The 23,299-nt window shown below is 72.1% G+C and carries 24 protein-coding genes; 10 read left to right on the forward strand and 14 right to left on the reverse strand.

From position 1 onward, the window contains the following. Positions 1-70 precede the first annotated feature (70 nt). From IEY30_RS05165 to IEY30_RS05185, 6 genes are all read right to left on the reverse strand, one after another. Positions 71-1,411: an MATE family efflux transporter gene (locus IEY30_RS05165; protein ID WP_030197798.1), complete on the reverse strand. Its 1,341-nt coding sequence runs from the start codon at positions 1,409-1,411 to the stop codon at positions 71-73. Next, positions 1,408-2,118, reverse strand: coding sequence for a DNA alkylation repair protein (locus IEY30_RS05170; RefSeq protein ID WP_188960103.1), 711 nt, complete (start codon positions 2,116-2,118; stop codon positions 1,408-1,410). Before IEY30_RS05170 ends, IEY30_RS05165 begins: the two co-directional genes overlap by 4 nt. A 33-nt stretch (positions 2,119-2,151) precedes the next feature. Beyond that, positions 2,152-2,778: a class I SAM-dependent methyltransferase gene (locus IEY30_RS05175; protein ID WP_030197804.1), complete on the reverse strand. Its 627-nt coding sequence runs from the start codon at positions 2,776-2,778 to the stop codon at positions 2,152-2,154. Between the two features lie 10 nt (positions 2,779-2,788). After that, positions 2,789-3,310: a metallophosphoesterase gene (locus tag IEY30_RS21785; protein ID WP_052358507.1), complete on the reverse strand. Its 522-nt coding sequence runs from the start codon at positions 3,308-3,310 to the stop codon at positions 2,789-2,791. Between the two features lie 61 nt (positions 3,311-3,371). Next, on the reverse strand, positions 3,372-3,779 hold the full coding sequence (locus IEY30_RS21790) for a hypothetical protein (protein WP_030197810.1): 408 nt from the start codon (positions 3,777-3,779) through the stop codon (positions 3,372-3,374). 47 nt (positions 3,780-3,826) lie between these two features. Next, positions 3,827-4,102, reverse strand: coding sequence for a DUF2277 domain-containing protein (locus IEY30_RS05185; protein ID WP_030197812.1), 276 nt, complete (start codon positions 4,100-4,102; stop codon positions 3,827-3,829). A gap of 156 nt (positions 4,103-4,258) precedes the next feature. Here IEY30_RS05185 and IEY30_RS05190 point away from each other — a divergent pair, with 156 nt between their 5' ends. The 8 genes from IEY30_RS05190 (at position 4,259) to dnaB (ending at position 15,433) form a co-directional block, all read left to right on the forward strand. Further along, a complete protein-coding gene (locus IEY30_RS05190) occupies positions 4,259-5,395 on the forward strand; it encodes an ROK family transcriptional regulator (RefSeq protein WP_030197815.1) in 1,137 nt (378 codons plus the stop codon). Positions 5,396-5,553: 158 nt separating this feature from the next. Next, a complete protein-coding gene (locus IEY30_RS05195) occupies positions 5,554-6,921 on the forward strand; it encodes an extracellular solute-binding protein (RefSeq protein WP_030197819.1) in 1,368 nt (455 codons plus the stop codon). An 84-nt stretch (positions 6,922-7,005) separates the two neighbouring features. After that, positions 7,006-7,953, forward strand: a complete 948-nt coding sequence (locus IEY30_RS05200; RefSeq protein ID WP_030197821.1) for a carbohydrate ABC transporter permease — start codon at positions 7,006-7,008, stop codon at positions 7,951-7,953. After that, on the forward strand, positions 7,950-8,813 hold the full coding sequence (locus tag IEY30_RS05205; RefSeq protein WP_030197824.1) for a carbohydrate ABC transporter permease: 864 nt from the start codon (positions 7,950-7,952) through the stop codon (positions 8,811-8,813). The genes IEY30_RS05200 and IEY30_RS05205 overlap by 4 nt, the downstream gene beginning before the upstream one ends. A 1-nt stretch (position 8,814) precedes the next feature. Continuing rightward, the gene (nagZ, locus tag IEY30_RS05210) at positions 8,815-10,239 is read left to right on the forward strand and encodes a beta-N-acetylhexosaminidase (RefSeq protein WP_043416701.1); all 1,425 of its coding nucleotides are present in this window, start codon (positions 8,815-8,817) and stop codon (positions 10,237-10,239) included. Next, positions 10,236-11,312 carry an ROK family protein gene (locus IEY30_RS05215; RefSeq protein ID WP_052358508.1) on the forward strand — a complete coding sequence of 359 codons (1,077 nt, stop codon included), beginning with the start codon at positions 10,236-10,238 and terminating at the stop codon, positions 11,310-11,312. The genes nagZ and IEY30_RS05215 overlap by 4 nt, the downstream gene beginning before the upstream one ends. Further along, positions 11,312-12,091: a glucosamine-6-phosphate deaminase gene (locus IEY30_RS05220; RefSeq protein ID WP_030197833.1), complete on the forward strand. Its 780-nt coding sequence runs from the start codon at positions 11,312-11,314 to the stop codon at positions 12,089-12,091. Before IEY30_RS05215 ends, IEY30_RS05220 begins: the two co-directional genes overlap by 1 nt. 435 nt (positions 12,092-12,526) lie before the next feature. Continuing rightward, positions 12,527-15,433 (forward strand): replicative DNA helicase, encoded by a 2,907-nt coding sequence (gene dnaB, locus IEY30_RS05225; RefSeq protein WP_030197837.1) that lies wholly within the window; start codon positions 12,527-12,529, stop codon positions 15,431-15,433. 66 nt (positions 15,434-15,499) lie between these two features. Here the strand turns inward: dnaB and IEY30_RS05230 are convergent, their stop codons facing one another. Then, positions 15,500-16,033, reverse strand: a complete 534-nt coding sequence (locus IEY30_RS05230; protein WP_030197840.1) for a DUF1990 domain-containing protein — start codon at positions 16,031-16,033, stop codon at positions 15,500-15,502. Positions 16,034-16,148: 115 nt separating this feature from the next. On the opposite strand from IEY30_RS05230, the gene IEY30_RS05235 reads away from it, so the two are divergent. Then, positions 16,149-16,856, forward strand: coding sequence for a 4a-hydroxytetrahydrobiopterin dehydratase (locus IEY30_RS05235; RefSeq protein WP_043416702.1), 708 nt, complete (start codon positions 16,149-16,151; stop codon positions 16,854-16,856). A gap of 24 nt (positions 16,857-16,880) precedes the next feature. Here IEY30_RS05235 and IEY30_RS05240 read toward each other — a convergent pair whose 3' ends face one another. Continuing rightward, a complete protein-coding gene (locus tag IEY30_RS05240; protein ID WP_030197846.1) occupies positions 16,881-17,471 on the reverse strand; it encodes a GNAT family N-acetyltransferase in 591 nt (196 codons plus the stop codon). Positions 17,472-17,567: 96 nt separating this feature from the next. Continuing rightward, a complete protein-coding gene (locus tag IEY30_RS05245) occupies positions 17,568-18,494 on the reverse strand; it encodes a hypothetical protein (RefSeq protein ID WP_030197850.1) in 927 nt (308 codons plus the stop codon). A gap of 184 nt (positions 18,495-18,678) precedes the next feature. Here IEY30_RS05245 and IEY30_RS05250 point away from each other — a divergent pair, with 184 nt between their 5' ends. Next, positions 18,679-19,197 carry a putative immunity protein gene (locus tag IEY30_RS05250; protein WP_030197854.1) on the forward strand — a complete coding sequence of 173 codons (519 nt, stop codon included), beginning with the start codon at positions 18,679-18,681 and terminating at the stop codon, positions 19,195-19,197. A 37-nt stretch (positions 19,198-19,234) separates the two neighbouring features. On the opposite strand, the gene IEY30_RS05255 is transcribed toward IEY30_RS05250, so the two are convergent. The 5 genes from IEY30_RS05255 to IEY30_RS05275 all read right to left on the reverse strand — a co-directional run bounded on the left by IEY30_RS05255 (position 19,235) and on the right by IEY30_RS05275 (position 23,127). Continuing rightward, on the reverse strand, positions 19,235-19,684 hold the full coding sequence (locus IEY30_RS05255; RefSeq protein WP_030197858.1) for a VOC family protein: 450 nt from the start codon (positions 19,682-19,684) through the stop codon (positions 19,235-19,237). Between the two features lie 10 nt (positions 19,685-19,694). Then, positions 19,695-20,465: a helix-turn-helix domain-containing protein gene (locus IEY30_RS05260; protein ID WP_030197861.1), complete on the reverse strand. Its 771-nt coding sequence runs from the start codon at positions 20,463-20,465 to the stop codon at positions 19,695-19,697. 73 nt (positions 20,466-20,538) lie between these two features. After that, positions 20,539-21,339 carry an ABC transporter permease gene (locus tag IEY30_RS05265; protein WP_052358509.1) on the reverse strand — a complete coding sequence of 267 codons (801 nt, stop codon included), beginning with the start codon at positions 21,337-21,339 and terminating at the stop codon, positions 20,539-20,541. After that, positions 21,336-22,151 (reverse strand): ABC transporter ATP-binding protein, encoded by an 816-nt coding sequence (locus IEY30_RS05270; RefSeq protein WP_030197868.1) that lies wholly within the window; start codon positions 22,149-22,151, stop codon positions 21,336-21,338. Before IEY30_RS05270 ends, IEY30_RS05265 begins: the two co-directional genes overlap by 4 nt. 79 nt (positions 22,152-22,230) lie before the next feature. Continuing rightward, positions 22,231-23,127: a hypothetical protein gene (locus tag IEY30_RS05275; RefSeq protein ID WP_030197871.1), complete on the reverse strand. Its 897-nt coding sequence runs from the start codon at positions 23,125-23,127 to the stop codon at positions 22,231-22,233. Positions 23,128-23,299 lie beyond the last annotated feature (172 nt).

A 23,299-nucleotide genomic window follows, 5' to 3' on the forward strand; every position in this document is an offset into this window, starting at 1 on the left:
CGGGAGCGTCCGCCGTGCCGCGCCCGCCTGACCCAGCCCTGATCCCGCCCTGAACCGCCGGGGTAGGCGATCAGCGCGCTCCCACGACCATCCAGTCGTCGCGGCGCGCCCGCCAGCCGAGCACGATGGCGCGGATGACCATGAACGCCGTGAAGGCGAGCCAGAGCACGACGACGTCGCGGGTCGCGGAGCCGCTCGGCCCGGCCGCGCGCACGGCGAGGATGAACGGGAGGTAGGCGACGAGGGTGATGACCATCCCGAGGGCGAGCCACCTGCCGTCGCCGGCGCCGATGAGGACGCCGTCGAGGACGAAGACGTAGCCGGCGACGGCCTGCCCCAGGCCGACGACGACGAGAGCCGCGCCCAGCGCCTGCTGCACGGCGGGGTCGGACGTGAAGAGCGGCGGGATGACGGAGTGCAGGGCGGCGAGGACGAGCCCGAGCGCCAGTCCGCCCCAGACGCCCCAGCGCACCATCGTGCCCATCGCGAGCCGCACGCCCTCGCGGTCGCCCGCACCGAGCGCGCGGCCCGTGATCGCCTGCGCAGCGATCGCCAGCGCGTCGAGGGCGAAGGCGAGGAACGACCAGACGGTCAGCGCGACCTGGTGGGCCGCGAGCGGGACGTCGCCGAGCGAGGCTGCGACCCACGTCGTGACGAGCAGCGTGGCACGCAGGGCGAGCGTGCGCACGAACAGGGGTATGCCGGTGCGCGCGGATGCGAGGACGCGCGCGGGATGGGGCCGCAGCCTCGCCTGCCGGGCCCGCGCCTTGACGAGCAGCACGGTGACGAGGGCGAGCCCCATGCCGGTCTGCGCGATGACGGTGCCCCATGCGGATCCGGCGATGCCCCAGTGCAACCCGTAGACGAACAGCAGGTTGAGCGCGATGTTGGCGCCGAAGCCGACGACCGAGGCGACGAGCGGTGTCGTCGTGTCCTGCAGCCCGCGGAGCACTCCCGTGACGGCGAGGATGACGAGCATCGCCGGGATGCCGAGGGCCGAGATCCGCAGGTAGGTCGTGGCCTGCTCGAGTGCTGCGGGCGACGCGCCGAAGACCGCGCTGATCGGTCCGGCCCACACCGCGACGGCGGCTGCCGTGACCGCCCCGAGGCCGACGGCCAGCCACAGCCCGTCGATGCCGGCGCTGATCGCGGAGCTCTCGTCGCCCGCTCCGAGGTGGCGGGCGACGACGCTCGTCGTGCCGTAGGCGAGGAAGACGAAGATGCCGGCGGCCGTCACGAGGGCGGCGCTCGCGACGCCCAGCCCGGCGAGCTCGGCCGTGCCGAGGTGGCCGACGATCGCCGAGTCGGCGAGCAGGAAGAGCGGCTCGGCGATGAGAGCGAGGAACGCCGGGACGGCGAGGCGGACGATCTCGCGCCGGTGGCCCACCGGCGGCGTGGCGGCGCCGCTCACGCCAGGGGTCCGAGGTGCTTGCGCGCCTCGCGCCGCGACAGCCCCGACAGGTCGGGGTGCGCGGCGACGAAGGCCCGCACCCACTCGGGGTCGACGCGGGCGTGGTCGCGCAGGGCCCAGCCGATCGCCTTGCGGCCGAAGAAGTCCGGGTCTTCGATGTTGGGCTCGATGACGTCGGCGAGCAGCGACTGGTCGAGACGGACGCCCGCCCCGACCTGGCAGATGATCGCCGCGCGCCGCACCCAGAGCGAGTCCGACCCGGCCCAGTCGCGCATCCGCAGGCCCTCGACCGTCGGGTGGGCGAGCACCGTGTCACGCACGAGGTGGGTCGCGATGTCGTCGACGACGTCCCACCACGCGCCGGTGCGGATCAGGCTCTCCCACAACAGCATCGCGTCGCTGTCGACCCACGCACGATAGGGGCGGTGACGCGCGAGGGCGATGGCGGCATACCACTCCTCGCGGTGCGTGGCGTCGTCCCAGAGCTCGCGGATCGTCGCCTCCCACTGCGCGCGCGACTCCATGGCCAGGCCCGGGTCGCGCAGCAGCGGCGTGAGGACGGCCTTGAGCGCCGGGGACGTGAGGCCGACGTAGGGCATCGCCGACTTCATGTAGCGCTGCTGCCCCGCCGCCCGCTCGGGATCGGCGCGAGCCGCGAGTGCTGCCCGCACCTGCGACGCGAGGTCGGGGTGGGGGCCGCTCGTCATGCGCCCACGGTAGCCGGGGGCGGTGACCGCGTCTCAGACCGGTCGCACGGCGCGGCCGAGGTAGCCGAACACCCACGGCCGCATCATCTTCGGCATCGGCGCGTAGGCACGCTCGATCGTCTCGATGACGAGACCCGACTCCTCGATGAGCCGGTCGATCGGCCGGGTGAGGTGGCAGCCGTCGAAGACCTTCTTCTGCACCGGCTCGAGGATGCGCTGCCAGCGCTGCACGCCCTCCTCGGGGGCGATCCCGTGCTCGAGGAAGTGCAGGGCGGCGCCCGGACGCAGCACCCGTCGCACCTCGGCCAGGGCGCGCCCGATGTCGGGGATGGTGCACAGCGTGAACGTCGACAGCACGGCGTCGGCGCTCGCGTCCGGCAGGCTGAGCCACTGCCCGTCGAGGTCGCCGCGGACGATGGGGATCGGGCTGCTTGCCCGCCGCAGGGCGCCGAGCTCCCAGGCGACGTCGGACGGCTCGACCGCGACGACGCGCGTCACGGCGGCCGGGTAGAGCCCGATGTTGTGCCCGCTGCCGAAGCCGAGCTCGACGACCTCACCGTGCAGGCCCTCGCAGGCGCGGGCGCGCAGGGCGCGGATCTTCTCGTCCTCGCTGCCGGCCGCGACGAGCCGCGGCGTGACCTGGGTCGCCCAGATGCCCATGCCGGTCAGCCTAGGGTGCGCCCGCGCCCGCGTGCAGGGTGATGACCGGGATCTGCGGCGGGGCGAGGACGCGCACGGGCGGTCCCCAGGCGCCGGCGCCCCGGCTCGTCAGGACGGGCACGTCACCGACCGCGTCGAGACCGTCGACGACCGGCTGCTGGAGCAGCACGGCGTACCGGAACGGCCAGAGCTGGCCGCCGTGGGTGTGCCCGGAGAGCTGGAGGTCGACCCCGCGGCCCTGCCCCGACTCGGCGGCCTTGGGCTGGTGCGCGGCGAGCAGGGTGAAGGCGTCGGCCGGGACGCCCGACAGGGCCTGCTCGAGGTTGGGCGCGTCGACGCCCGTGCCGGTCTCGTCGTGGATGCCGGCGAGCCGGATCGAGGCGGAACCCCTGGTCAGGGTGACGTTCTCGTTGCGCAGCATGTCGACGACGCGCCGCGTGAACGTGACGTCACGGACCGGGCCGACGTGCAGGTCGGTGACGAGGGCGACCCGAAGGCCGTCGAAGTCGGCCGGCAGGTCGGGGTCCGTCACGGTGACCGGGGTGACCGAGGGAGCCGCCGCCTCGTGGAGGTCTGGAGCCGGGGATGTGGCGCTACGAGCGTGCGAGTTGCGCCACATCATTCCGGAATGCCGTCGTGCCGAGTGCCAGGAGCACGACGAGGGGGGTGCCGGTGCGCAGGACAGCCCGTCGGGCCTGCGGGCGGCCGGCGAGTCTCGTTGCGAGAGCGATGATCCCGAGGACGAGGACTCCGAGCAGGAGGTACCAGCTGAGGGCCAGCCACGTCATCCCGGCCCAGGCGAGCCACCGTGAGCCACGGGGGTCGATGACGCCGGCCTGGACGGCGAAGGCCGCTAGCGTCGCGGCCCACCCGATGGTGAGGACGACCGCGACGGAGCGCCTGGCGGGTGTGGGCCAGCCGGGTGCGACGGCGAGGCGCCGGTGGAGCAGGACGGTGAGCAGGGCGAGCAGGGCCGCGACGGCGACGACGAAGAACGACAAGGAGATCGGCCGGTTCCTGGGGTAGGCGGTCGGAAGGGCGTTGCGAGTCAGGCGGGGGTGCCGAAGCGGACGGCGTTGCGCTCGCGCGCCTTCTGGCGCTCGACCTCGCGGTCCTTGGGCGGTGCGGACGTCGTTAGGTGCTCGAGCAGGTGGGCCGTCGCGTGGGCGATCGCTTCGACCGCCTCGTCGAAGGCGGCCTGGTTGGCCTGGCTGGGCTTGGTGCTCCCGCTGACCTTGCGGACGTACTGCAGCGCGGCGGCGTGGACCTCGTCGCTCGTCGCGGCCGGCTCGAAGTTGTGGAGCTGTCGGATGTTGCGGCACATGCCTCGACTGTAGGTCGCGCCCGGCCGTTTCGTGGGTCGAGGTGATCGCGCGACCGGCGTCGGTGTCGGGATCACCTCGACCGGGAGCAAGGGGCGGGCGGTGAATTTCTCGGAAACCCTTGCCAAGGTGAGAGTTAGTAAACTTTACTAACTCTCGTGACCACCGCTCTTCCCCGTGCCCGCCGGGTCTCGCCCCGCTCCGCCGTCCTGCCTGCCCACGGCCGTCGGCACAACCTCTCGCTCGTGCTCCAGATGCTCTACTCCGTCGGCGCGATGAGCCGGGCCGACCTCGCCCGCCGGCTCGGGATGAGCAAGGTGACGGTCTCGGACCTCGTCTCCGAGCTCATGGACAGTGGTCACGCGGTCGAGCTCGGTCCCTCCGAGGTCGTGCGTCCCGGCAAGCCGGGCACCCTCGTCGACGTCAATCGCACCGGCCTGCAGGCCATCGGCGTCGACCTCGCCGAGCACGAGGTGCTGCGCGCCGCCGTGCTCGACCTCGACGGCAACATCCTCGTCCGCGCCGAGCGGCCCATCGGCGACGATTCCGGACAGGCCGTCGTCGACAAGGTGCTCGACCTCGTGCACGAGGTCATCGGCGCCGCCACCGCGCCCCTGCTCGGCATCGGCGTCGGCACGCCCGGCATCGTCGGGCCCGGTGGCGTCGTCGACACCGCCCCCAACCTCGGCTGGACCGACGTGCCGCTGCGCGACATCGTCGCGAACGCCACGGGACTGCCCGTCTTCGTCGTCAACGACGCCGACGCCGCCGTGCACGCCGACTACACGCTCGGTGACGGCGGCGACGACCTCGTCCTGGTCAAGATCGGCCGCGGTGTCGGTGGCGGCCTCATCGTCGGCGGGCAGCGCGTCCGCGGCGCCCACTTCGCCTCGGGCGAGATCGGCCACGTCACCGTCGGCACCGACGGTGGCGCGACCTGCCGCTGCGGCAAGGTCGGCTGCCTCGAGACCTGGGTGTCGGCCCCGAACCTAGAGAAGGCGCTCGCCGCAGCATCGGGTGACGCCCCCCTCGAGCCGCTGCGCGAGGCCGGTGAGCGCCTCGGCATCGCCCTCGCACCCGTCGTCGCCGCCCTCGACCTCTCCGAGGTCGTGCTCAGCGGACCCGAGCACCTCCTCGGCGGCGTCCTGCGCGACGCCCTCGACGAGACGCTCCGGGCCCGCCTCCTCGCCCGCACCACCACCGACCTCACGGTGCGTCTCGCGCACCGCCCCGACGACATCGTCCTGCGGGGGGCGGCCGTCCTCGTCCTCTGGGACCAGCTCGGCGTCGCCTGACCGCCCGACCCGGCGGGACGGCATACGCCATCCCTCGACCACAGCGCCACGACAGCACCACAGCACCACCCCTCGACCTCCCCTCCACAGGGACACCCCTCCACTCGCGTCCAGCGAACAACCGGTCCGCACCGCGGCCCTTCGAAAGGAAGACAGGTATGAAGAAGACCCTGGGTCTGGCCGTCGCCACGACCACCGCGGCCCTCGTGCTCACCGCGTGCGGCGGCGGCGCGACCGGCTCCACCTCCGACCCCTCGCCGAGCGCGTCGGGCACCGCCGGCAACGCCGGCAAGACGATCACCCTCTGGCTCGCGGGCTCCGACACCCCGAAGGAGCTGCGCACCTACCTGCAGGACACCTTCAAGGCCAAGACGGGCGCCACCCTCGCCATCGAGGAGCAGACCTGGCCCGACCTCGTCACCAAGCTGACGACGGCCCTTCCCGACCCGAAGAACACGCCCGACGTCACCGAGCTCGGCAACACCCAGAGCCCGACCTTCACCAACGTCGGCGCCTTCAGCGACGTCTCCGACCTCTACCAGGAGCTCGGCGGCAGCAAGCTGCTCCAGTCGTTCGTCGACGTGGGCACGGTCGACGGCAAGCAGTATGCGTTGCCCTACTACTTCGGGTCGCGCTACCTCTTCGCCCGCAAGGACCTCTGGAAGGAGGCCGGCGTCGCGCAGCCGAAGACGCTCGACGAGTTCGACACGGCGGTCAAGACGATCACCGCCAAGAACCCCCGGGGCATCAAAAACTTCTCGGGCTTCTTCCTCGGCGGCCAGGACTGGCGCAACGGCATCTCGTGGATCTTCGCCAACGGCGGCGAGCTCGCCAAGCAGGAGAACGGCCAGTGGGTCTCGACGCTCTCGGACCCCAACACGGTCAAGGGCCTGACCCAGCTGCAGGACCTCTACCGCGACGCCTCGAAGGCGCCGGCCGACGCCAAGGACCAGACGCCGTGGCTCTACGTCAACGACGCCGACGAGATCCTCGACGCGAACCAGAAGGTCACGGGCAAGACGTCGCTCGCGGCCGCCACGATCATGGCGCCGGGCTGGGCGCACTGGTCGATCGGTGACCTCAAGGAGAAGGACGGCAAGAAGGTCCGCGAGTGGAACGACGCGACGTTCGGCGCGTTCGTGCTTCCGGGCAACGACGGCAAGCCGGCCCCGGTCTTCGCCGGTGGCTCGAACATCGCCATCTCCAAGGCCAGCCAGAACCAGGCCCTGTCGCGCGAGCTGCTCAAGATCATCTTCTCCGCGGACTACCAGAAGAAGCTCGGCGGAGCCGGCCTCGGCCCGGCCAACAGCGACTACGTCAGCTCGCTCGGTGACGACCAGTTCGCCAAGGCCCTCATCGAGTCCGCGTCGAACTCCAAGCTCACCCCGGCCGCTCCGGGCTGGGCGACGGTCGAGTCGAAGATGATCATGGAGGAGTTCTTCTCCAAGATCCGCGACGCCTCGGACCTCACGGCGCTCGCCAAGGAGTACGACGCCAAGATCACGCCGCTGCTCAACCTCAAGTGACCTGACGCCCGCGTGACACCGCGTCCGGCGGCCGGGAACCCCTCCCAGCCGGCCGCCGGACCCCGGTCCGAAAGGCCCCTGCCCATGACCTCCACGGCCACCGCACCCCCGGAGACCGCCTCCGCGCCTCCGGAGGCGCCTCCCGCTCCCCGCCCGCGCCGCCACCTGCCCGCCCTGCTCGTCGTGCCCGCGGTCGTGCTGCTCGTCGCCGCCCTCGGCTACCCCGTCGGGTGGCAGGTCGTCACGAGCTTCCAGCACTTCGGGATGATGCAGCAGTTCGGCCAGCCGCCCGAGTGGGTCGGCCTGGCGAACTACACGGCCCTGCTCAGCGACCCGAACCTCTGGGTCATCGTCGGGCGCTCCCTCGCCTTCTGCCTCGTGTGCGCGCTGCTGACCGTCGCCATCGGTCTCGCCCTGGCGCTGCTCATGGGAGCGGTCGGTCGCGTCGGTCGGCTGACCCTGCAGGTCGCGCTGCTCCTCGCGTGGGCCATGCCGGTGGTCGCCTCGATGACGGTGTGGACGTGGATCGTCAACTGGCGCAACGGACTGCTCAACTGGGCCCTCGACCGCGTCGGCGTCGACGCGCAGGGGCACAACTGGCTCGTCGAACCGTTGTCGTTCTTCGTCGTCGCGGCCGTCATCGTCGTGTGGATGAGCGTGCCCTTCGTGGCGCTGTCGATCTACGCCGGACTGACCCAGCTGTCGCCGGAGGTGCTCGAGGCCGCCGAGATCGACGGTGCCGGCGGGTGGAAACGCCTGCGGCTCATCATCCTTCCGCTCGTGGCGCCGGTCATCTCGATCGTCCTGCTGCTCCAGCTGATCTGGGACCTGCGCGTCTTCACCCAGATCAAGCTGCTCCAGGACGCCGGCGGCGTCGCCAACGAGACCCACCTGCTCGGCACGTACATCTACCAGCTCGGCACGGGCGCAGGCGATTTCGGGATGGCCAGCGCCGTCTCGATCCTCATGCTGCTGCTCACCGTGGCCGTCAGCTGGTACTACGTCCGCTCCCTCATGAAGGAGGAGTCGTGAGTCGCACTCTCGGCCCCGCCCGGTCGCGACGCTCGACGCGGCGCACGGTGCTCACGGTCGTCGCCGTGGCCGTCGCCCTCGTCTGGGCGTTCCCCGTCTACTGGATGCTCAACTCGGCGTTCCTCGACAAGGTGACGCTCCAGTCGAGCACCCCGACGTTCCTGCCCTTCGGTGGCTCGCTCGACAACTTCGCGACCGTTTTCGGTGACGCGGGCTTCGTTCGGGCGCTGGGGATCTCGCTCGCCGTCACCCTCATCACCGTCGCGGCCGCCATTGTCGTCGCCTTCCTCGGGGCACTCGCGATCAGCCGCTTCCGGTTCCGCGGCCGCCGCTCGTTCGTCCTCGCACTGCTGCTCATCCAGATGCTGCCGGCCGAGGGACTGTTCATCGCGCAGTACAAGATGATGAGCTCGATCGGCCTGCTCAACAACATCCTCGGGCTCGCGCTGCTCTACACCGCGGCCGTCGTGCCCTTCACGGTGTGGATGCTGCGCGGCTTCGTGGCCGGGGTGCCGGTGGAGCTCGAGGAGGCCGCCATGGTCGACGGGCTCTCGCGCACCAAGGCCTTCCTGCGGATCACGTTCCCGCTGCTGGCTCCCGGGCTCGTCGCGTCCGGCGTCTACGCGTTCCTCCAGGCGTGGAACGAGTTCACCGTGGCCCTGGTCGTCATGACCGAGGAGCAGTCCCGCACCCTGCCTCTGTGGCTGCGGGGCTTCGTCCAGGCGAGCGCGACCCGCGAGACCGACTGGGGCCAGGTCATGGCCGCGTCGACCGTCGTGGCCGTGCCCGTCATCATCTTCTTCCTCGTCGTCCAGGGGCGCATGAGCAACGGCCTTGTCGGCGGGGCGGTGAAGGGCTGACATGACCACCTCACGAGAGGCGCTGCGGCGCCTCGCAGTCGGCACGCTCATGCCCGGATTCGTCGGCACCACCGTCCCCGCGTGGGTCGAGCGGGAGTATGCCGCGGGCCTGGCCTCCGTGTGCCTCTACGGCGCCAACGTGGTGGGTCCCGACCAGCTCGCGCAGCTGTGCGCGTCGCTGCGGTCGGCCGCGCCGGGCCTGCTCGTCGCCGTCGACGAGGAGGGCGGCGACGTGACCCGGCTGCACTACCCGACCGGCTCGACCCAGCCCGGCAACGCGCTGCTCGGCCGCCTGGACGACACCGCGCTGACCCGGGACTCCGCCTCGGCCATCGGACGCGAGCTCGCGGCATACGGGATCAACCTCGACCTGGCGCCCGTCGTCGACGTCAACTCGGCCGACGAGAACCCGGTCATCGGCGCGCGCAGCTTCGGCGCGGACGCCTCGCACGTGGCGCGTCACTCGGCGGCCTACGTCACGGGTGTGCAGTCGGTCGGGGTCGCGGCCTGCGCCAAGCACTTCCCCGGGCACGGTGACACCGTGACCGACTCGCACCACGCCCTGCCGCGCGTGCACGTCGAGGCGCACGTGCTCGACGCGCGCGAGCTCGAGCCGTTCCGGGCGGCGATCGAGGCGGGTGTCGCGTGCATCATGACCTCGCACGTCGTCGTCAGCGCCATCGACGCCGAGCGTCCGGCGACGTTCTCGCCGGCGGTGCTCCGAGACGTGCTGCGCGGACGGCTCGGCTTCGACGGGGTCATCGTGTCCGACGCCCTCGACATGGCCGGGGCCTCCGCCGAGACCGGCATCCCGGAGGCGGCGGTGCGCGCCCTCGTCGCGGGGTGCGACCTGCTCTGCCTGGGGTCCGAGACGACGGAGGAGTGCTACCTCGCGGTCGTCGAGGCGGTCGTCGAGGCAACAGCGTCGGGGCGGCTGCCGGTGGCGCGGCTCGAGGATGCGGTGGCGCGAGTCGCGTTGCTGTCCAAGTATTTTGGGGTCAAGGCGGAATTTGGGAGCGAGGGCAAGCGTGAAGCGCGTGGCTGGCTCAACGGCGCGCTCGTCGAGGGCTTCGAGGTCGGTGACGCGGTGCGGGCGTGGCTCGACGCGCCCGGGCAGCCGGTCATCGTGCAGGTGGCGTCGGACCCGAACCTCGCGGTCGGCCGCGTCGCCTGGGGACCGCGGGCCGTGGGGCTGACGACGGAGGAGGCCGACGTGCCCGCCGGCGCCAAGGTCGCGGTGGCCGGACGAGGGCTGTCGGCCGGTCACCCACTGTGGGTTGTTGCGGACCGGCTTCGCGCGCAGGGACATCCGACGATCGTCGTGGACTGCGGGTGGCCCCGTGGCGGCGCCGACCTCGTGACCTTCGGCGGCTCCGTCGTCGTCGCCGAGGCGCTCGGACGCTATCTCGGGGTGCCGCCGCGATGACGGCCGGGCTCAGGCTCGGCATCGACATCGGTGGGACCAAGACCGCAGTGGCCCTCGTGTCCGACGACGGCACGGTGCACGCGCTGCACTCGGCTCCGTCGGGCCGGGGACCGGTCGACGTCGTCGACGTGGCGGTGCGCCTGGCCCGGGAGGTGCTCGAAGGGAGTGCCGCGGGACCGGCGGTCGACGTCGTGTCGGTCGGCGCGTGCATGCCGGGGCTCGTCGACCCGGTGACCGGGCTCGCGCGGCACGCCGTCAACCTCGAGGTCGAGTCGCTCGACCTCGGCGGTGAGCTGTCGAGGCGCCTCGGCGTGCCGGTGTCGGTGGAGAACGACGTCAAGGCGGCCGCGCTCGGGGCGTGGCGCCTGCGGACCTCAGCCGAAGGGCCTGTGCCGCGGGGCGATTCGTCGCCGGCGCTGGCCTACCTCAACCTCGGCACGGGGCTCGCGTCCGCCGTCGTCCGCGACGGAGTCGTCGTCCGTGGCATCGACGGTGCCGCAGGCGAGATCGGCCACCTCCCGGTGGGCGGCGACGCACCGTGCTCGTGCGGACAGGTCGGCTGCCTCGAGACGGTCGCATCCGGATCGGCCCTCGCACGGCTGTGGCCCGAGCCTCGACGACGGGCCCGTGACCCGTTCGCGGCGGCGGCCGCCGGCGACCTGCTCGCCGCGGCTGCCGTCGACGTGCTGTGCACGGGCGTGGGACTCGCCGTCCAGGTGCTCGCGCTCGCGTCCGGCGCCGAGCGCGTCGTCGTGGGTGGCGGTCTCGCGGGCCTCGGTGAACCGCTGCTGCGTGGCGTCCGGGCCGACCTCGAGCGTCGCGGGCGCTCCTCACGGATCGTCGAGACCCTCGGGCTGCCCGAGCGGGTCGAGCTGCTGGCGGCGGACGTGCCGGTGGCCGCCCTCGGGGCTGCCTGGCTCGGGAGCGTGCGACCCGGGACCGTGCGGCCGGCCGCCGGACATCGCGTTGCGGGGACTGCGGGGACTGCGGGGACGGCCGGGGCGGCTGGGACGACTCAGTCTACTGCGGACGCCGCCCGTACGGTCGTCCCGACCGGTGAGAGGGTGGGCTGATGGAGGTCCTCGTCCTGCCCACGCCCGCCGACGTCGCCCGCCGGGCCGCCGAGGTCGTCATCGACGGCCTCACTGTCGCAGGGCCCCCCGAGCCGGCCCTCGGTCTCGCCACCGGGTCGTCGCCGCTCGGGCTCTACGCCGAGCTCGCGGCCGCCGTGCGGACGGGCCGGCTCGACCTGAGCCGGGCCCGCGGCTTCGCCCTCGACGAGTACGTCGGGCTGCCGGTCGGACACCCGCAGTCCTACCGCGAGGTGCTGCTGCGCGAGGTCTGCGGCCCGCTGGGGCTGCCGGCCGACCGCCTGCACGTGCCGGACGGCTCGGGGCGGACCGAGGCCGAGCTCGACGCCGGAGCCGCCGAGTACGAGCGTCGCATCGCCGCCGCGGGCGGGGTCGACGTCCAGATCCTCGGCATCGGCGCCAACGGCCACCTCGGCTTCAACGAGCCGGGCTCGGCCCTGTCATCGCGGACCCGGGTCAAGCGACTGTCGGACCGGACCCGGCACGACAACGCGCGCTTCTTCGCCGGGATCGACGACGTGCCGACCCACTGCGTGACGCAGGGACTCGGCACCGTGCTCGACGCGCGGCGCCTCGTCCTCGTCGCGTCCGGGCCGGGCAAGGCCGACGCCGTGGCCGCCGCGCTCGAGGGCCCGCTCTCGGCGTCGTGCCCGGCTTCCGTGCTCCAGTGGCACGCTGATGCCACGGCCGTCCTCGACGAGTCAGCCGCCGCCGGCCTGCGCAACCGGGACTACTACGACGCCTCGGCCGCAGGACTGTGAGCACGGCGCGCACGTCCCAGCCACACGGCATACCCCACGCTCGGGCGTGTCGCACACGTCTGTGGACAACGCACAGGGGTGCGGAACTTGTTCTCCACACCCCGTGGACGGGCATCCGCGCAGGTCAGCGAGCACGCGAGGGTGTGACCGCCGCCACATGCCCACAGTTGTGCACACACGTTGTCCACACCTGTTGACGGCGTGTCGAGGGTGGCCGTCCACCGGTTGTCCACAGGCGTCGGGGAGTGAGGGGCTCCTGAGGTTGTTGTCGGCCGAGTCGCGCACCTACGGTGGGGCGGGTGCCCCACGGGAGGGCGGACGGACGGCCGGGAGGGCTACGTCCCGCCCCGGATCGGGCACTGTCAGGGCTGCGTTGTCTACTGGTGTGGACCGGGTTGGGCCGAGGTCATTCACCGTTCAGGGGAAGGGGAGCACGTGTCGCTCGACGAGCTGAGCACCAGTGCGTTTGCGTCGTCGTCGACCCGTGACGGGGGGCCTCCGGACGACCGGCTCCCGCCCCAGGACGTCGGCGCCGAGCAGTCGGTCCTCGGCGGCATGCTGCTGTCCAAGGACGCCATCGCCGACTGCGTCGAGCAGCTCAAGGGCACCGACTTCTACCGGCCCGCGCACGAGCTCATCTACGACGCCGTGCTCGACCTCTATGGCCGCGGCGAGCCCGCCGACGCCATCACCGTCAGCGACGAGCTGACCAAGCGCGGCGACCTCGGACGCGTCGGCGGCCAGGCCTACCTCCACCAGCTCATCGCCTCGGTCCCCACCGCGGCCAACGCCGGCTACTACGCCCAGATCGTCGCCGAGCGCGCCGTGCTGCGCCGCCTCGTCGAGGCCGGCACCCGCATCGTCCAGCTCGGCTACGCCCAGGGCGGTGGCGACGTCGAGGACATCGTCAACGCCGCCCAGGCCGAGGTCTACGCCGTCGCCGACAAGCGCGGCGGCGAGGACTACCACGCCATCGGCGACATCATCGAGGCCACGGTCGACGAGATCGAGGTCGCGTCGGGCCGCTCCGGCGAGATGACCGGTGTGCCCACGGGCTTCACCGACTTCGACGCCCTGACCAACGGCCTGCACCCCGGCCAGATGATCGTCATCGCCGCCCGCCCCGCGATGGGCAAGGCGCTTGCTCTCGACACGCCTCTCGCGACCCCGGGCGGCTGGACCACCATGGGCGAGGTCTCCGTCGGTGACTTCGTCATCGGGTCGGACGGACTGCCCACTCGCGTCGTGGCCGCCACTGAGGTCATGGTCGACCGCCCGTGCTACGAGGTCGAGTTCTCCGACGGGTCGGTGCTCGTCGCCGACGAGCAGCACCAGTGGTTCGTCGCGATCGACGGTGGTCCCGGTCGAGTGGTGACGACCGCCGAGGTTCTGGGGGCCATTGAGCGCAGTGGTGTCGTAACGGTCGAGCGGCGCCCGGCGACCGGCGTCACTGCCATCGACGCTACGGCGTGGAAGATCTCTGCGATCCGTCCGGTCGAGTCGGTACCGGTCCGCTGCATCGAGGTCGCGGCGGCCGACCACCTGTACCTCGCCGGCGAGGCGATGATCCCGACTCACAACTCGACGATCGGGCTCGACATCGTCCGGTCGGCCGCGATCAAGCACAAGATGGCCGCCGTCGTCTTCTCGCTCGAGATGAGCCGCACCGAGATCACGATGCGTCTGCTCTCGGCCGAGGCCGGCATCCAGCTGCAGCACATGCGCAAGGGCACGATGCGCGAGGAGGACTGGACCCGCCTCGCCTCGACGATGGGCCGCGTCTCCGACGCCCCGCTCTTCATCGACGACTCGCCCAACATGTCGCTCATGGAGATCCGCGCCAAGTGCCGCCGGCTCAAGCAGCGCGAGAACCTCAAGCTCGTCGTCATCGACTACCTCCAGCTGATGAGCTCGGGCAAGCGCGTCGAGTCGCGCCAGCAGGAGGTCTCGGAGTTCTCGCGTGCGCTCAAGCTGCTCGCCAAGGAGCTCGAGGTGCCGGTCATCGCGATCTCGCAGCTGAACCGTGGTCCCGAGCAGCGCACCGACAAGAAGCCCGCGATGAGCGACCTGCGTGAGTCGGGCTGCCTCACGGCCGAGACCCGGATCCTGCGCGCCGACACCGGCGCCACGATGTCGATCGCCGAGCTCGTCGACGAGTATGCCCGCCACCCGGACCTCGAGGTCCCGGTCTGGGGACTCGACGAGTCGCTGCGCTACGTCAAGCGCCCGATGACCAAGGTCTTCTCCACCGGCGTGCGTCCGGTGTTCCGGCTGACCCTGGCGTCCGGCAAGACGGTCCGCGCCACCGAGAACCACCCGTTCCTCACGACGTCCGGATGGACCCAGCTCGGCGACCTGCGCACCGGCAGCCGCGTCGCGGTGCCGAGGCACGTCCCCGCCCCGGAGATGTTCGACGAGGTCCTCGACGACGCCGACATCCGGCTCGGCGCGCTGATCCTGTCGTCGAAGACTCCCGAGGACTCCCGTGGCCGCCTCGCGGCGCGTGGGTGCTCGATCGGCTTCGACGTCGCCGAGATGAGTGCGCGCGCCCTCATGCCCGACATCTCGCACTTCCCGAAGCGCCAGATCGGGCTGCTCGTCGACGGACTCTTCGCCCTCGACGGTGAGATCACCGTCGACGAGGACGCGCGCGAGGGGCGCATCGTCCTGCGCCATGCCTCACGGCGACTCCTCGACGACGTGGCCCACCTGATGCTCCGCTTCGGGATCTCGACCGCCGTCGCGCCGCGCGACGACATGTGGGAGCTCGACGTGCGCGGTGTCGACGACCAGCGCCGCTTCCTCCAGGAGATCGCGGTCCACACCGAGAAGTCCGAGGCCGCCGAGCTGCTGCTGCAGATCGTGCGCGAACGCTCCGGAGCCGCCGTCCCCGAGGACGCTGCCGTGGCGACCCGCTCGTCCCGCCGCGTCGGCTTCCGGGCCGAGGACATCGCCGACGGCGTGCTCAACGACAACGGGATGAGCCTCGAGCGCCTCGAGGAGGTCTTCCACAGCCTCGATCTCGACCTCGAGGCGGCCAACGACGTCCTGTGGGACGACGTTGTGACCATCGAGCCCGACGGGGTCGAGGAGGTCTTCGACGCCACGGTCATCGGCACGCACAACTTCATCGCCAACGGCATCGCCGTGCACAACTCGATCGAGCAGGACGCCGACATGGTCATCCTGCTCCACCGAGAGGCCGCCTACGAGAAGGACTCTCCCCGTGAGGGCGAGGCCGACCTCATCGTGGCCAAGCACCGAAACGGCCCGACCGACACGATCGTCGTCGCCTTCCAGGGTCACTTCAGCCGCTTCACCAACATGGCCAACAACTTCTGACACCGGCGGACTGACACCGACGGTGAGGGCGACCGGCGTCGCCCTCATCGTCACTCTCCGAACGACCTAGAGCCGGTCGAGGGCCTCGAGATATCGGCGCGTCGTACGGTCCTGCGCGGTGCGACCGAGCGGCCCGCCCAGTCGCGCCAGGAGCGAGGCCGGCCGGGAGAAGCCGGTCACCGTGAACCGGATGACGCCGTCGGTGTCGCGGTCGAGGACGAAGAGCTCCTCGCCGGACTCCGGGTGCCCGGGGAGAGTGCCGTAGGCGAAGCCCTGGCGGCTCGGCTCGTCGATGACCTCGACGACACGGCACGGGACCCGCAACGAGAGCGGGCCGAGACCCAGCCGCATGACGACGACGGTGCCCACTCCGGCCTGCGCGTCGGAGGCCTGGATCCGCAGGCGGGCCTGCTCGTGCATCCGCCAGCCCAACAGGTCACGGGCGGCGCCGTCGAAGTCGCGTCGCCGCAGCCGCGTGGTGATGGCGAAGTGTCGGTAGCCCGGTGGAGGCCGGTCAGCCGGTGCCTGTCCGCTCGGGTACGTCAGGGGGGCGGCTTCCAGGATGACCGCGGCCTCGTGACCGAGCAGCTGGACTGGCATGGCTCCATGATCTCCGACCCGGGGCGCGGGACGGGCACGCGCCCTGATCGACGACATCCAGAAGTGGCAACGGCTCGCCGCCATCGGACGGCGATCGCGGATATGGTCCCCGCGTATGGACATGCTGACAGGGGACGCGATCGCCCAGGCCCGGCTCGCCGACTGGCGCAAGCTGGCCCAGGGACTGCACGCGCGCTACGTGGTCGCGGACTTCGCCGCCGGCATACGCTTCCTCGCCGCGGTGGGTGAGGCAGGCGACGCGGTCGGGCACCACCCGATGGTGTCCATGGGGCGTGGGTACGTCGACCTCGAGCTGGTCAGCGACGACGCCGTCTACCGCGACGACGAGGGCACCGAGCACGTCGTCCAGTGGGTGACCCAGCAGGACGTCGACCTCGCCCGCCGGATCACCGAGATCGCCGCCGACCACGACCTCACCGCAGACCCGGCGTCCGTCAGCGTCATCGAGCTCGGACTCGACACGGCGAGCTCCGCGACCATCGCCCCGGTGTGGGCCGCGCTGCTGACCGGGAGCGCCGAGTCCCAGGGCCACGGGTCACCCAGCGACGAGATCCGCGACGCCACCGGACGCATACCGAATCTGTGGTTCGGCGACGCGGACGAGCACGAGAGCCCGCGTCAGCGGTTCCACGTCGAGGTCTACGTGGCGCCCGAGGTCGCCGAGCAGCGAGTCGCCGCAGCCCTCGCCGCGGGTGGCACCGTCGTCGACGACAGCGAGGCGCCGTCGCTCGTCGTCGTCGCCGACCAGGAGGGCAACCGGGGAGTCGTGTGCGTCGCCGCCCCTCCGGCAGCGCAGGACTGAGCTCCCGGTCGGCGGCCACCGGCCTCAGGCCGGCTCGACGACCTTGACCATGACGCAGTTCTTCAGGCCCTTGGGCCGGTCGTAGGTGAAGCCGAGCCGCTCGTAGAGCCGTCGGGTGCCGTTGTAGAGGAACGACGACGACATCTTCTTGGTCTGGTCGGTCAGGTCGTGCGGGTAGCTCTCCACCGTCCCGCCGCCGGCCCGGGCGATCAGGTCGAGCGCACCGGTGATCGCCAGCTCCGTCACGCCCTGGCGCCGGTGCCGCTTGTCGACGAAGACGCAGGTGATCCGGTAGTCGGGGTCCGCCGTCTTGGTGGCGTCGTACTCCTTGCGGTGGTGCAGGCTCGGCAGCTCGACCGGCGTGCCGTACTCGGCCCAGGCGATGGCCTCGTCGCCGTCCATCACGAGAGCGGCGTGCGCCTTGCCCTGCTCGACGTAGGACTTCTTCAGCGCCCGGTTGGCCTCCGCGCCCTGGCCGCGCTCGGGGCCGTCGGGGTGGAACCAGATGCACCAGCAGCCGCCGAAGATGCCGTTGTGCCGCTGCACCAGCGCATCGAACGCGGGCCAGGTCTCGAGGCTGAGCGGCGCGATGGAGTAGGACGACTCGGTGGCCATTCCGCACGATAACCCCGCTCGACCCGTGGCGAGTCCCGTAGGCGGTGACCGGTCCCGACCGCGACGACGGCCGTGACCCCGAGGGCGCGGTGCGTTTCAGGCGCCTCCCTGGAAGAAGCCGAGCAGTGCCGGAGCCGGGTGCAGGGCCGTGCTGAGGTTCGCGGCCGTAATGACGGCGAAGGCGCTCGCCGACAGCAGCGCGACCGCGGCTCCGGCCGAGCGGACCTGTTGTGAGGGTGCCGCCGCTGCGCCCCGCGCGCGCCGCCACCAGCGCGCGGCCACCACGACGAGGCACACGGTCACGCTCGCTCCCAGCCACACCATGACGACGTGGTATGCCGTGAAGTCCTCCACGAGCCGCGTCAGTGCGGGCGTTGCCGTCCTTCCCGACGGGTTCTCGAGGCCGTCCTTGATCTCGCGGAGGGTCGTCGCGACCGCGGGGTCGGTCGGGTGGACGTCGAGCAGACCGAGGGCCGAGGACAGCGGAGCGAGAGCGCCCTGCACGTTGGCGACGACGAGGAGGGCGGCGAGCAGGACGAGGGGTGCCTCGACCAGACCGGCGACGGTGAACCAGGCGCGGCGTCGTCCGCTGCGCGCGTTGACGCACTCGCTCCAGATCCGCCTCCCGAGCATGATGCCGAGCACGAGCAGCGGCAGCGCGAGAGCGGCCTTGACGGCGTGGAACCGCGCCCAGAAGGCAACGGGCGCCGCAGGGCTCGGGTCCGGCTCCGGGCTGGCGCCCTGCCAGAAGTGCACCAGTCCGTCCGCGACGGCGGCCCCGAGCGTCGACACGTCCGCGTAGCCGCCGCCCGGACCGAGCCCGGCCACGGGGAACGGCAGCACGGCAACAGCGGCGAGCGCGACCGCGGTGCCGACCGTGAGTCCTGCCCAGGCGCGGCCGCCCGGGCCGGTGCCGGGCAGGTCGGGACGGGCGAGTCGGTGACTGGGCCGGCGGGTCTGTTGCGGGGGACGGGCTGCATGTCGGATCTCCGGGACGGTGGTGGCGGGCGTCTGCAGCCGCAACGCTAGGCACGCGTCCCGCCGGAGGCGTCTGACCGTGGAGCGATGTTCCGGGCTCTGTGGTCCGCCCCGGGTCGCAGGTGCGTACGACGACGGGTGGAGGCTCGGCCCGTCCGGTCTCGCCTGCTGCGTGCCCGGCTGCGTAACCTCGATGGATGCAGTCCGTAGAGGTGGCGGGAGGCCGCGCGTGATCCTGCCCGCGACCCCTGACCCGCGCCTCGTGACGATCCGTCGCGGCGGGACCCTGACGGACGCCGACCACCACCTGCTCGCCCTCTGGGCGGCGACGTGTGCGGAGCACGTGCTCGCACTCTTCGAGTCCGAGCGCCCCGACGACCCACGGCCGCGGGACGCCATCGAGCACGCCCGCGCCTGGACGCGCGGCGACGTGGCGATGATGACGGCCCGCGCCGCAGGTGGTCACGCCATGGGTGCGGCCCGCGACCTGCGCGGCGCACCCCGCTTCGCGGCATACGCAGCAGGGCAGGCCGCGTGCGTCGCGCACGTGGCCGCCCATGACCTCGGGGCGGCGGCCTATGCCATCAAGGCCGTTCGTGCCGCCGCGCCCACCCCAGCCGAGGGCGAGGTGGCCGGCCGGCGCGAGTGCCGCTGGCAGCGCGACCAGCTGCCGTCCGCGGTCCGTGAGCTCGTCCTCGACGACCAGCGGGCGCGCAACGACATCTGCTGGTCGGTCTTCGACGACTGAGAGCAGTCGCCCTGCGCATCCCCGGGCGACGCGCCGCTCAGGACCCGTCGATGCGCTCGGCGAGCGACACGATGATGCCCTCGGGGCCGCGGACGTAGGCCATGCGCCAGACGCCTTCGTACTCACCCACACCGCCGACGAGTCCGAAGCCGTCGGCAGCGAGACGCTCGACGGTGGACCGCAGGTCGTCGACCTCGAAGGCGACGTTGCGCAGGCCCAGCTCGTTGGCCATCGCGGCCGGCGAGCCCGGCTCGTGGTCGGGTCGGACGAAGCTCGACAGCTCGAGGCACGTGTCGCCGCCCGGCGGGCGCAGCATGACGATCTCGGTGCGGGCGCCCGGGATCCCGATGACGGTGTCGAGGAAGTCGCCCTCGACCGTCATGCGGGGACCGGTCGGCTCCAGCCCGAGCCCGACGAAGAAGGCCGTCACCGCGTCGAGGTCGGCGACGGTGATGCCGACGTGGTCGAAGCGACGCACCGTGGTCATGGGCCCATCCTCACACCGCGGCCGTGCGACGGATGTCGGTCCACCCGGTCCAGCCGCGCTCCTCGAGCAGCTCGAGCAGGCGACCGGCGCACGCGAAGGACTCGAGGAACGCCGCGTCGAGCAGCTCGACGAGCTCGGCGCTGACAGGGTGCTCGTCCTCGATACCCTCGCCGTGGGCTGCGGCGGCCTCGATGAAGGCGGCCACCCGGTCGGCCAGCACCGGCAGCCGCGGGTCGTCGGGACCGCAGTCGACGAGGTCGCCGATGTCGAGGTAGAGACGCCGCAGCGGCTCGTCGTCGATCTGGGTCTGCTTGATCGCCATGAGGGCGGCGACCGCGTCGGGCATCTGCGCGGAGATGAGGATCCAGCTGTCGCGCTCGACCTCGATGAGCCGCTCGGGGAAGCCGAGCTCGCGCATGCGGTCGACGTAGGCCACGACCTCGGGCGGCAGCGCCAGGCTTTCACCAGCGGCGAGCTGGGCGATCCGCTCCCGGTGCCGCTGCAGGTCTCGGATCTCCGCGCGCAGTCGACGGTCGATCTGCTCGACCGCCGCCGCGAACTCCTCGTCACCGGCCGCCAGCAGCTCCTGGACCCGCGAGAGCGGCACGCCCGCGTCGGCGAGGACGCGGATCCGCACGAGCTGCACGACCGCGGCCGCGTCGTAGCGCCGGTAGCCGGAGTGGTCGCGCTCGGGCTCGGGCAGCAGCCCTTTGGCGTGGTAATGCCGCACCGCACGCACGGTCACGCCTGCGTATGCCGCGAGCTGGCTGATGGTCAGCATGTGCCCATTCTCCTGTGGTGACGGTGTTCCCGCGCCTCGTCAGCGCCTCGTCAGTGCCGCGTCGAAGGCTCGGTCAGCCGAGCTTGCGGCGGTAGGTGCGCATCGCGAGGGCGTAGGCGAGCACGAGCAGGCCGACGCACCAGGCGAGGGCGACCCAGACGCCGGTGCCGAGCGGCTGGCCGGCGAAGAGGTTGCGGATGGTGTCGACGATGGAGGTGACCGGCTGGTGCTCGGCGAACCACCGCACCGGTCCCGGCATGCCCTCGGTCGGCACGAACGCCGAGCTGATGAAGGGCAGGAAGATGAGCGGGTAGGAGAAGCCGCTGACGCCGTCGACCGACGTGGCCGTGAGGCCCGGGATGACGGCGAGCCAGGTCAGGGCCAGCGTGAAGAGCACGAGGATCCCGAGGACCGCCAGCCATGCGAGCACCCCTGCGCCCGAACGGAATCCCATCGCCAGGGCGACGAGCACCACGAGGGCGAGCGAGACGAGGTTGGCGACGAGCGAGGTGATCACGTGCCCCCACAGCACGGCGGACCGCGCGATGGGCATGGACTGGAACCGCTCGAAGATGCCGCTCGAGACGTCGGTGAACAGCCGGAACGCGGTGTAGGCGATGCCCGAGGCGACGGTGATGAGCAGGATGCCGGGCAGCAGGTAGTCGACGTAGCTGTCGCCGCCGACGCGGATCGCGCTGCCGAAGACGTAGACGAAGAGCAGCAGCATGGCGATCGGGGTGATGGCGGTCGTGATGATCGTGTCGGGGCTGCGCAGGATGTGGCGCAGGGAGCGCTTGAGCAGGACCGTCGTGTCGCCGGCGACGTGCCCGGCGTGCCCTACGTGCCCGGCGTGTTCGAGGCGGGTGGTGGTCATCGCGGCTCTCCCTGGGTGACGGCGTGCTCGGCGTTGCGGGCGGCAGTGTGGCCGGCGTCGTCGTGGCCGACGATCGCGAGGAAGACCTCCTCGAGCGTCGGCTGCTTCTCGACGTACTCGACGACGGTCGGGGGGAAGAGCTGCCGGAGCTCGGCGAGGGTGCCCTCGGCGATGATCCGGCCCTCGTGGAGGATGGCGATCCGGTCGGCGAGCTGCTCGGCCTCCTCGAGGTACTGCGTCGTGAGCAGCACCGTGGTGCCGTGGCCGGCGAGCTCGCGCACGGTCTGCCACACCTCGTTGCGGGACTGCGGGTCGAGGCCCGTCGTCGGCTCGTCGAGGAAGAGCACGGGCGGGTCGCCGATGAGGCTCATGGCGATGTCGAGGCGCCGGCGCATGCCGCCGGAGTAGGTGGCGGTCCGGCGCCCGGCCGCGTCGCTGAGCGCGAACCGCTCGAGGAGCTCGTCGGCGATGCGCTGGGGGTGCTCGAGCCGTCGCAGCTGCGCGACGAGCACGAGGTTCTCCCGCCCCGTGAGGATCTCGTCGACGGCGGCGAACTGCCCGGTGAGGCTGATCGACTCGCGCACCCGGGCCGCTTCGGCGGCGACGTCGAAGCCATCGACGGTGGCGGACCCGCCGTCGGCCCGGAGCAGCGTCGAGAGGATGCGGACGACGGTCGTCTTGCCGGCGCCGTTGGAGCCGAGCAGGGCGAGGACGGTGCCGCGGGGGACGGCCAGGTCGACCCCCCGGAGCACCACCTGGTCGCCGTAGGACTTGGTGAGTCCGGCGATCTCGATGGCGTGTGAAGTGGTCATGGACCAAGGCTGCAACCCTGACCCAGCGTCAAGGTCAAGCCTTCGTCGTGACCGTCTTTCCCACCGCGCTCCGGGACGGTCAGCGGGCCTCGTCGAGGATGCGTTGCCGGACCGCGCGCACGGCCGCGGCGGTGGACGCGGACACCCGCTCGGGGTCGGTGAGCCAGTCCACGAGCGAGCTGTCGTCGCGCGTCACCCCGGCCCGCTCGTCGGCGATGGCGGCCGCGAGCAGGGCGCCGGTGTGCGGCACCGGGAGCGCGTCGCCGAGGGCGGCGTCGGCCCAGAGGTCGGCCGAGCGCATGAGGTCGTCGTCGACGTGCTGCCGCCGCGTCCCGGCGAGGGCCGCCGCGCCCACCGGGAGGGAGCCCACGGCGTGCTCGCCCGCCACCGACTGCACCTCCGACACGAGGGCGTCGAGGTGGATCTCGAGCAGCCAGGTCGGCATGCCGCGGGCGGCGAGCACGCGGGAGAGCCACTCCACCTGCTGGATGGCGCGCTCCGCGGACAGGCCGGCGAGGGAGAGCAGCCACGCCGAGTCCGTCGTGGCGAAGCGCGAGCCCCGCGCTCCGTAGCGGGCGCCGTAGTAGGGCATCGCGTTGATCGACCCCTGGGCGGCGCGCACCGCCGCACGAAGCAGGGTCGCATCGGTCGTGATCTCGTAGCCGCCCGAGGCCGGGTTGACCACGCCGGCGTCGACGGCCTGACCGGTCGCGCGACGGATGAGCCCCGCCGCCACGTGGCTGCGTCCCTCGGCGAGGAGCTCGGCCACCTGCGCCTCGTCGGACCCCGGGACCGGCCGGCCGAGGAGCGCGTCGCGCAGGACGTGCGCGTCGGTCGATCCCGTTGCCACGACGAGGCGTTCGACGGCCACGACGGCGGCGACGACGGCCGGGTCCGTGAGCGCGCCCGTCGTGGCCCGGTCGGTCTGGGCGAGGAGGAGCTCGTGCACGTCGTCGGTGTGCTCAGGCGGGGTCATGCGCGCATTCTTGCGTGAGCGGGACGTCCCGATCCAGCGTGTCGCCCACTGCGGGGAATAGCGCGGGGGCTCCCCTCGTTGTCCGACCGTAAAGCATACCCATAGGGGGTATGCAGCATGCTGACCACAGCGGGCCGGGAACGTCCCCGCCCCCGACGACGGAGAGGCCGAG

This window comes from Terrabacter tumescens, assembly GCF_014646815.1.
In the GTDB taxonomy this organism is placed as follows: domain Bacteria; phylum Actinomycetota; class Actinomycetes; order Actinomycetales; family Dermatophilaceae; genus Terrabacter; species Terrabacter tumescens.

Excerpts from the sequence above, each read along its gene's own strand:
- IEY30_RS05170 (WP_188960103.1), bottom strand. The coding sequence starts at position 2,118 with ATGACGAGCGGCCCCCACCCCGACCTCGCGTCGCAGGTGCGGGCAGCA.
- IEY30_RS05175 (WP_030197804.1), bottom strand. The coding sequence starts at position 2,778 with ATGGGCATCTGGGCGACCCAGGTCACGCCGCGGCTCGTCGCGGCCGGC.
- IEY30_RS05185 (WP_030197812.1), bottom strand. The coding sequence starts at position 4,102 with ATGTGCCGCAACATCCGACAGCTCCACAACTTCGAGCCGGCCGCGACG.
- IEY30_RS05195 (WP_030197819.1), top strand. The coding sequence starts at position 5,554 with ATGAAGAAGACCCTGGGTCTGGCCGTCGCCACGACCACCGCGGCCCTC.
- IEY30_RS05200 (WP_030197821.1), top strand. The coding sequence starts at position 7,006 with ATGACCTCCACGGCCACCGCACCCCCGGAGACCGCCTCCGCGCCTCCG.
- nagZ (WP_043416701.1), top strand. The coding sequence starts at position 8,815 with ATGACCACCTCACGAGAGGCGCTGCGGCGCCTCGCAGTCGGCACGCTC.
- IEY30_RS05215 (WP_052358508.1), top strand. The coding sequence starts at position 10,236 with ATGACGGCCGGGCTCAGGCTCGGCATCGACATCGGTGGGACCAAGACC.
- IEY30_RS05220 (WP_030197833.1), top strand. The coding sequence starts at position 11,312 with ATGGAGGTCCTCGTCCTGCCCACGCCCGCCGACGTCGCCCGCCGGGCC.
- IEY30_RS05230 (WP_030197840.1), bottom strand. The coding sequence starts at position 16,033 with ATGCCAGTCCAGCTGCTCGGTCACGAGGCCGCGGTCATCCTGGAAGCC.
- IEY30_RS05235 (WP_043416702.1), top strand. The coding sequence starts at position 16,149 with ATGGACATGCTGACAGGGGACGCGATCGCCCAGGCCCGGCTCGCCGAC.
- IEY30_RS05240 (WP_030197846.1), bottom strand. The coding sequence starts at position 17,471 with ATGGCCACCGAGTCGTCCTACTCCATCGCGCCGCTCAGCCTCGAGACC.
- IEY30_RS05255 (WP_030197858.1), bottom strand. The coding sequence starts at position 19,684 with ATGACCACGGTGCGTCGCTTCGACCACGTCGGCATCACCGTCGCCGAC.
- IEY30_RS05260 (WP_030197861.1), bottom strand. The coding sequence starts at position 20,465 with ATGCTGACCATCAGCCAGCTCGCGGCATACGCAGGCGTGACCGTGCGT.
- IEY30_RS05265 (WP_052358509.1), bottom strand. The coding sequence starts at position 21,339 with ATGACCACCACCCGCCTCGAACACGCCGGGCACGTAGGGCACGCCGGG.
- IEY30_RS05270 (WP_030197868.1), bottom strand. The coding sequence starts at position 22,151 with ATGACCACTTCACACGCCATCGAGATCGCCGGACTCACCAAGTCCTAC.
- IEY30_RS05275 (WP_030197871.1), bottom strand. The coding sequence starts at position 23,127 with ATGACCCCGCCTGAGCACACCGACGACGTGCACGAGCTCCTCCTCGCC.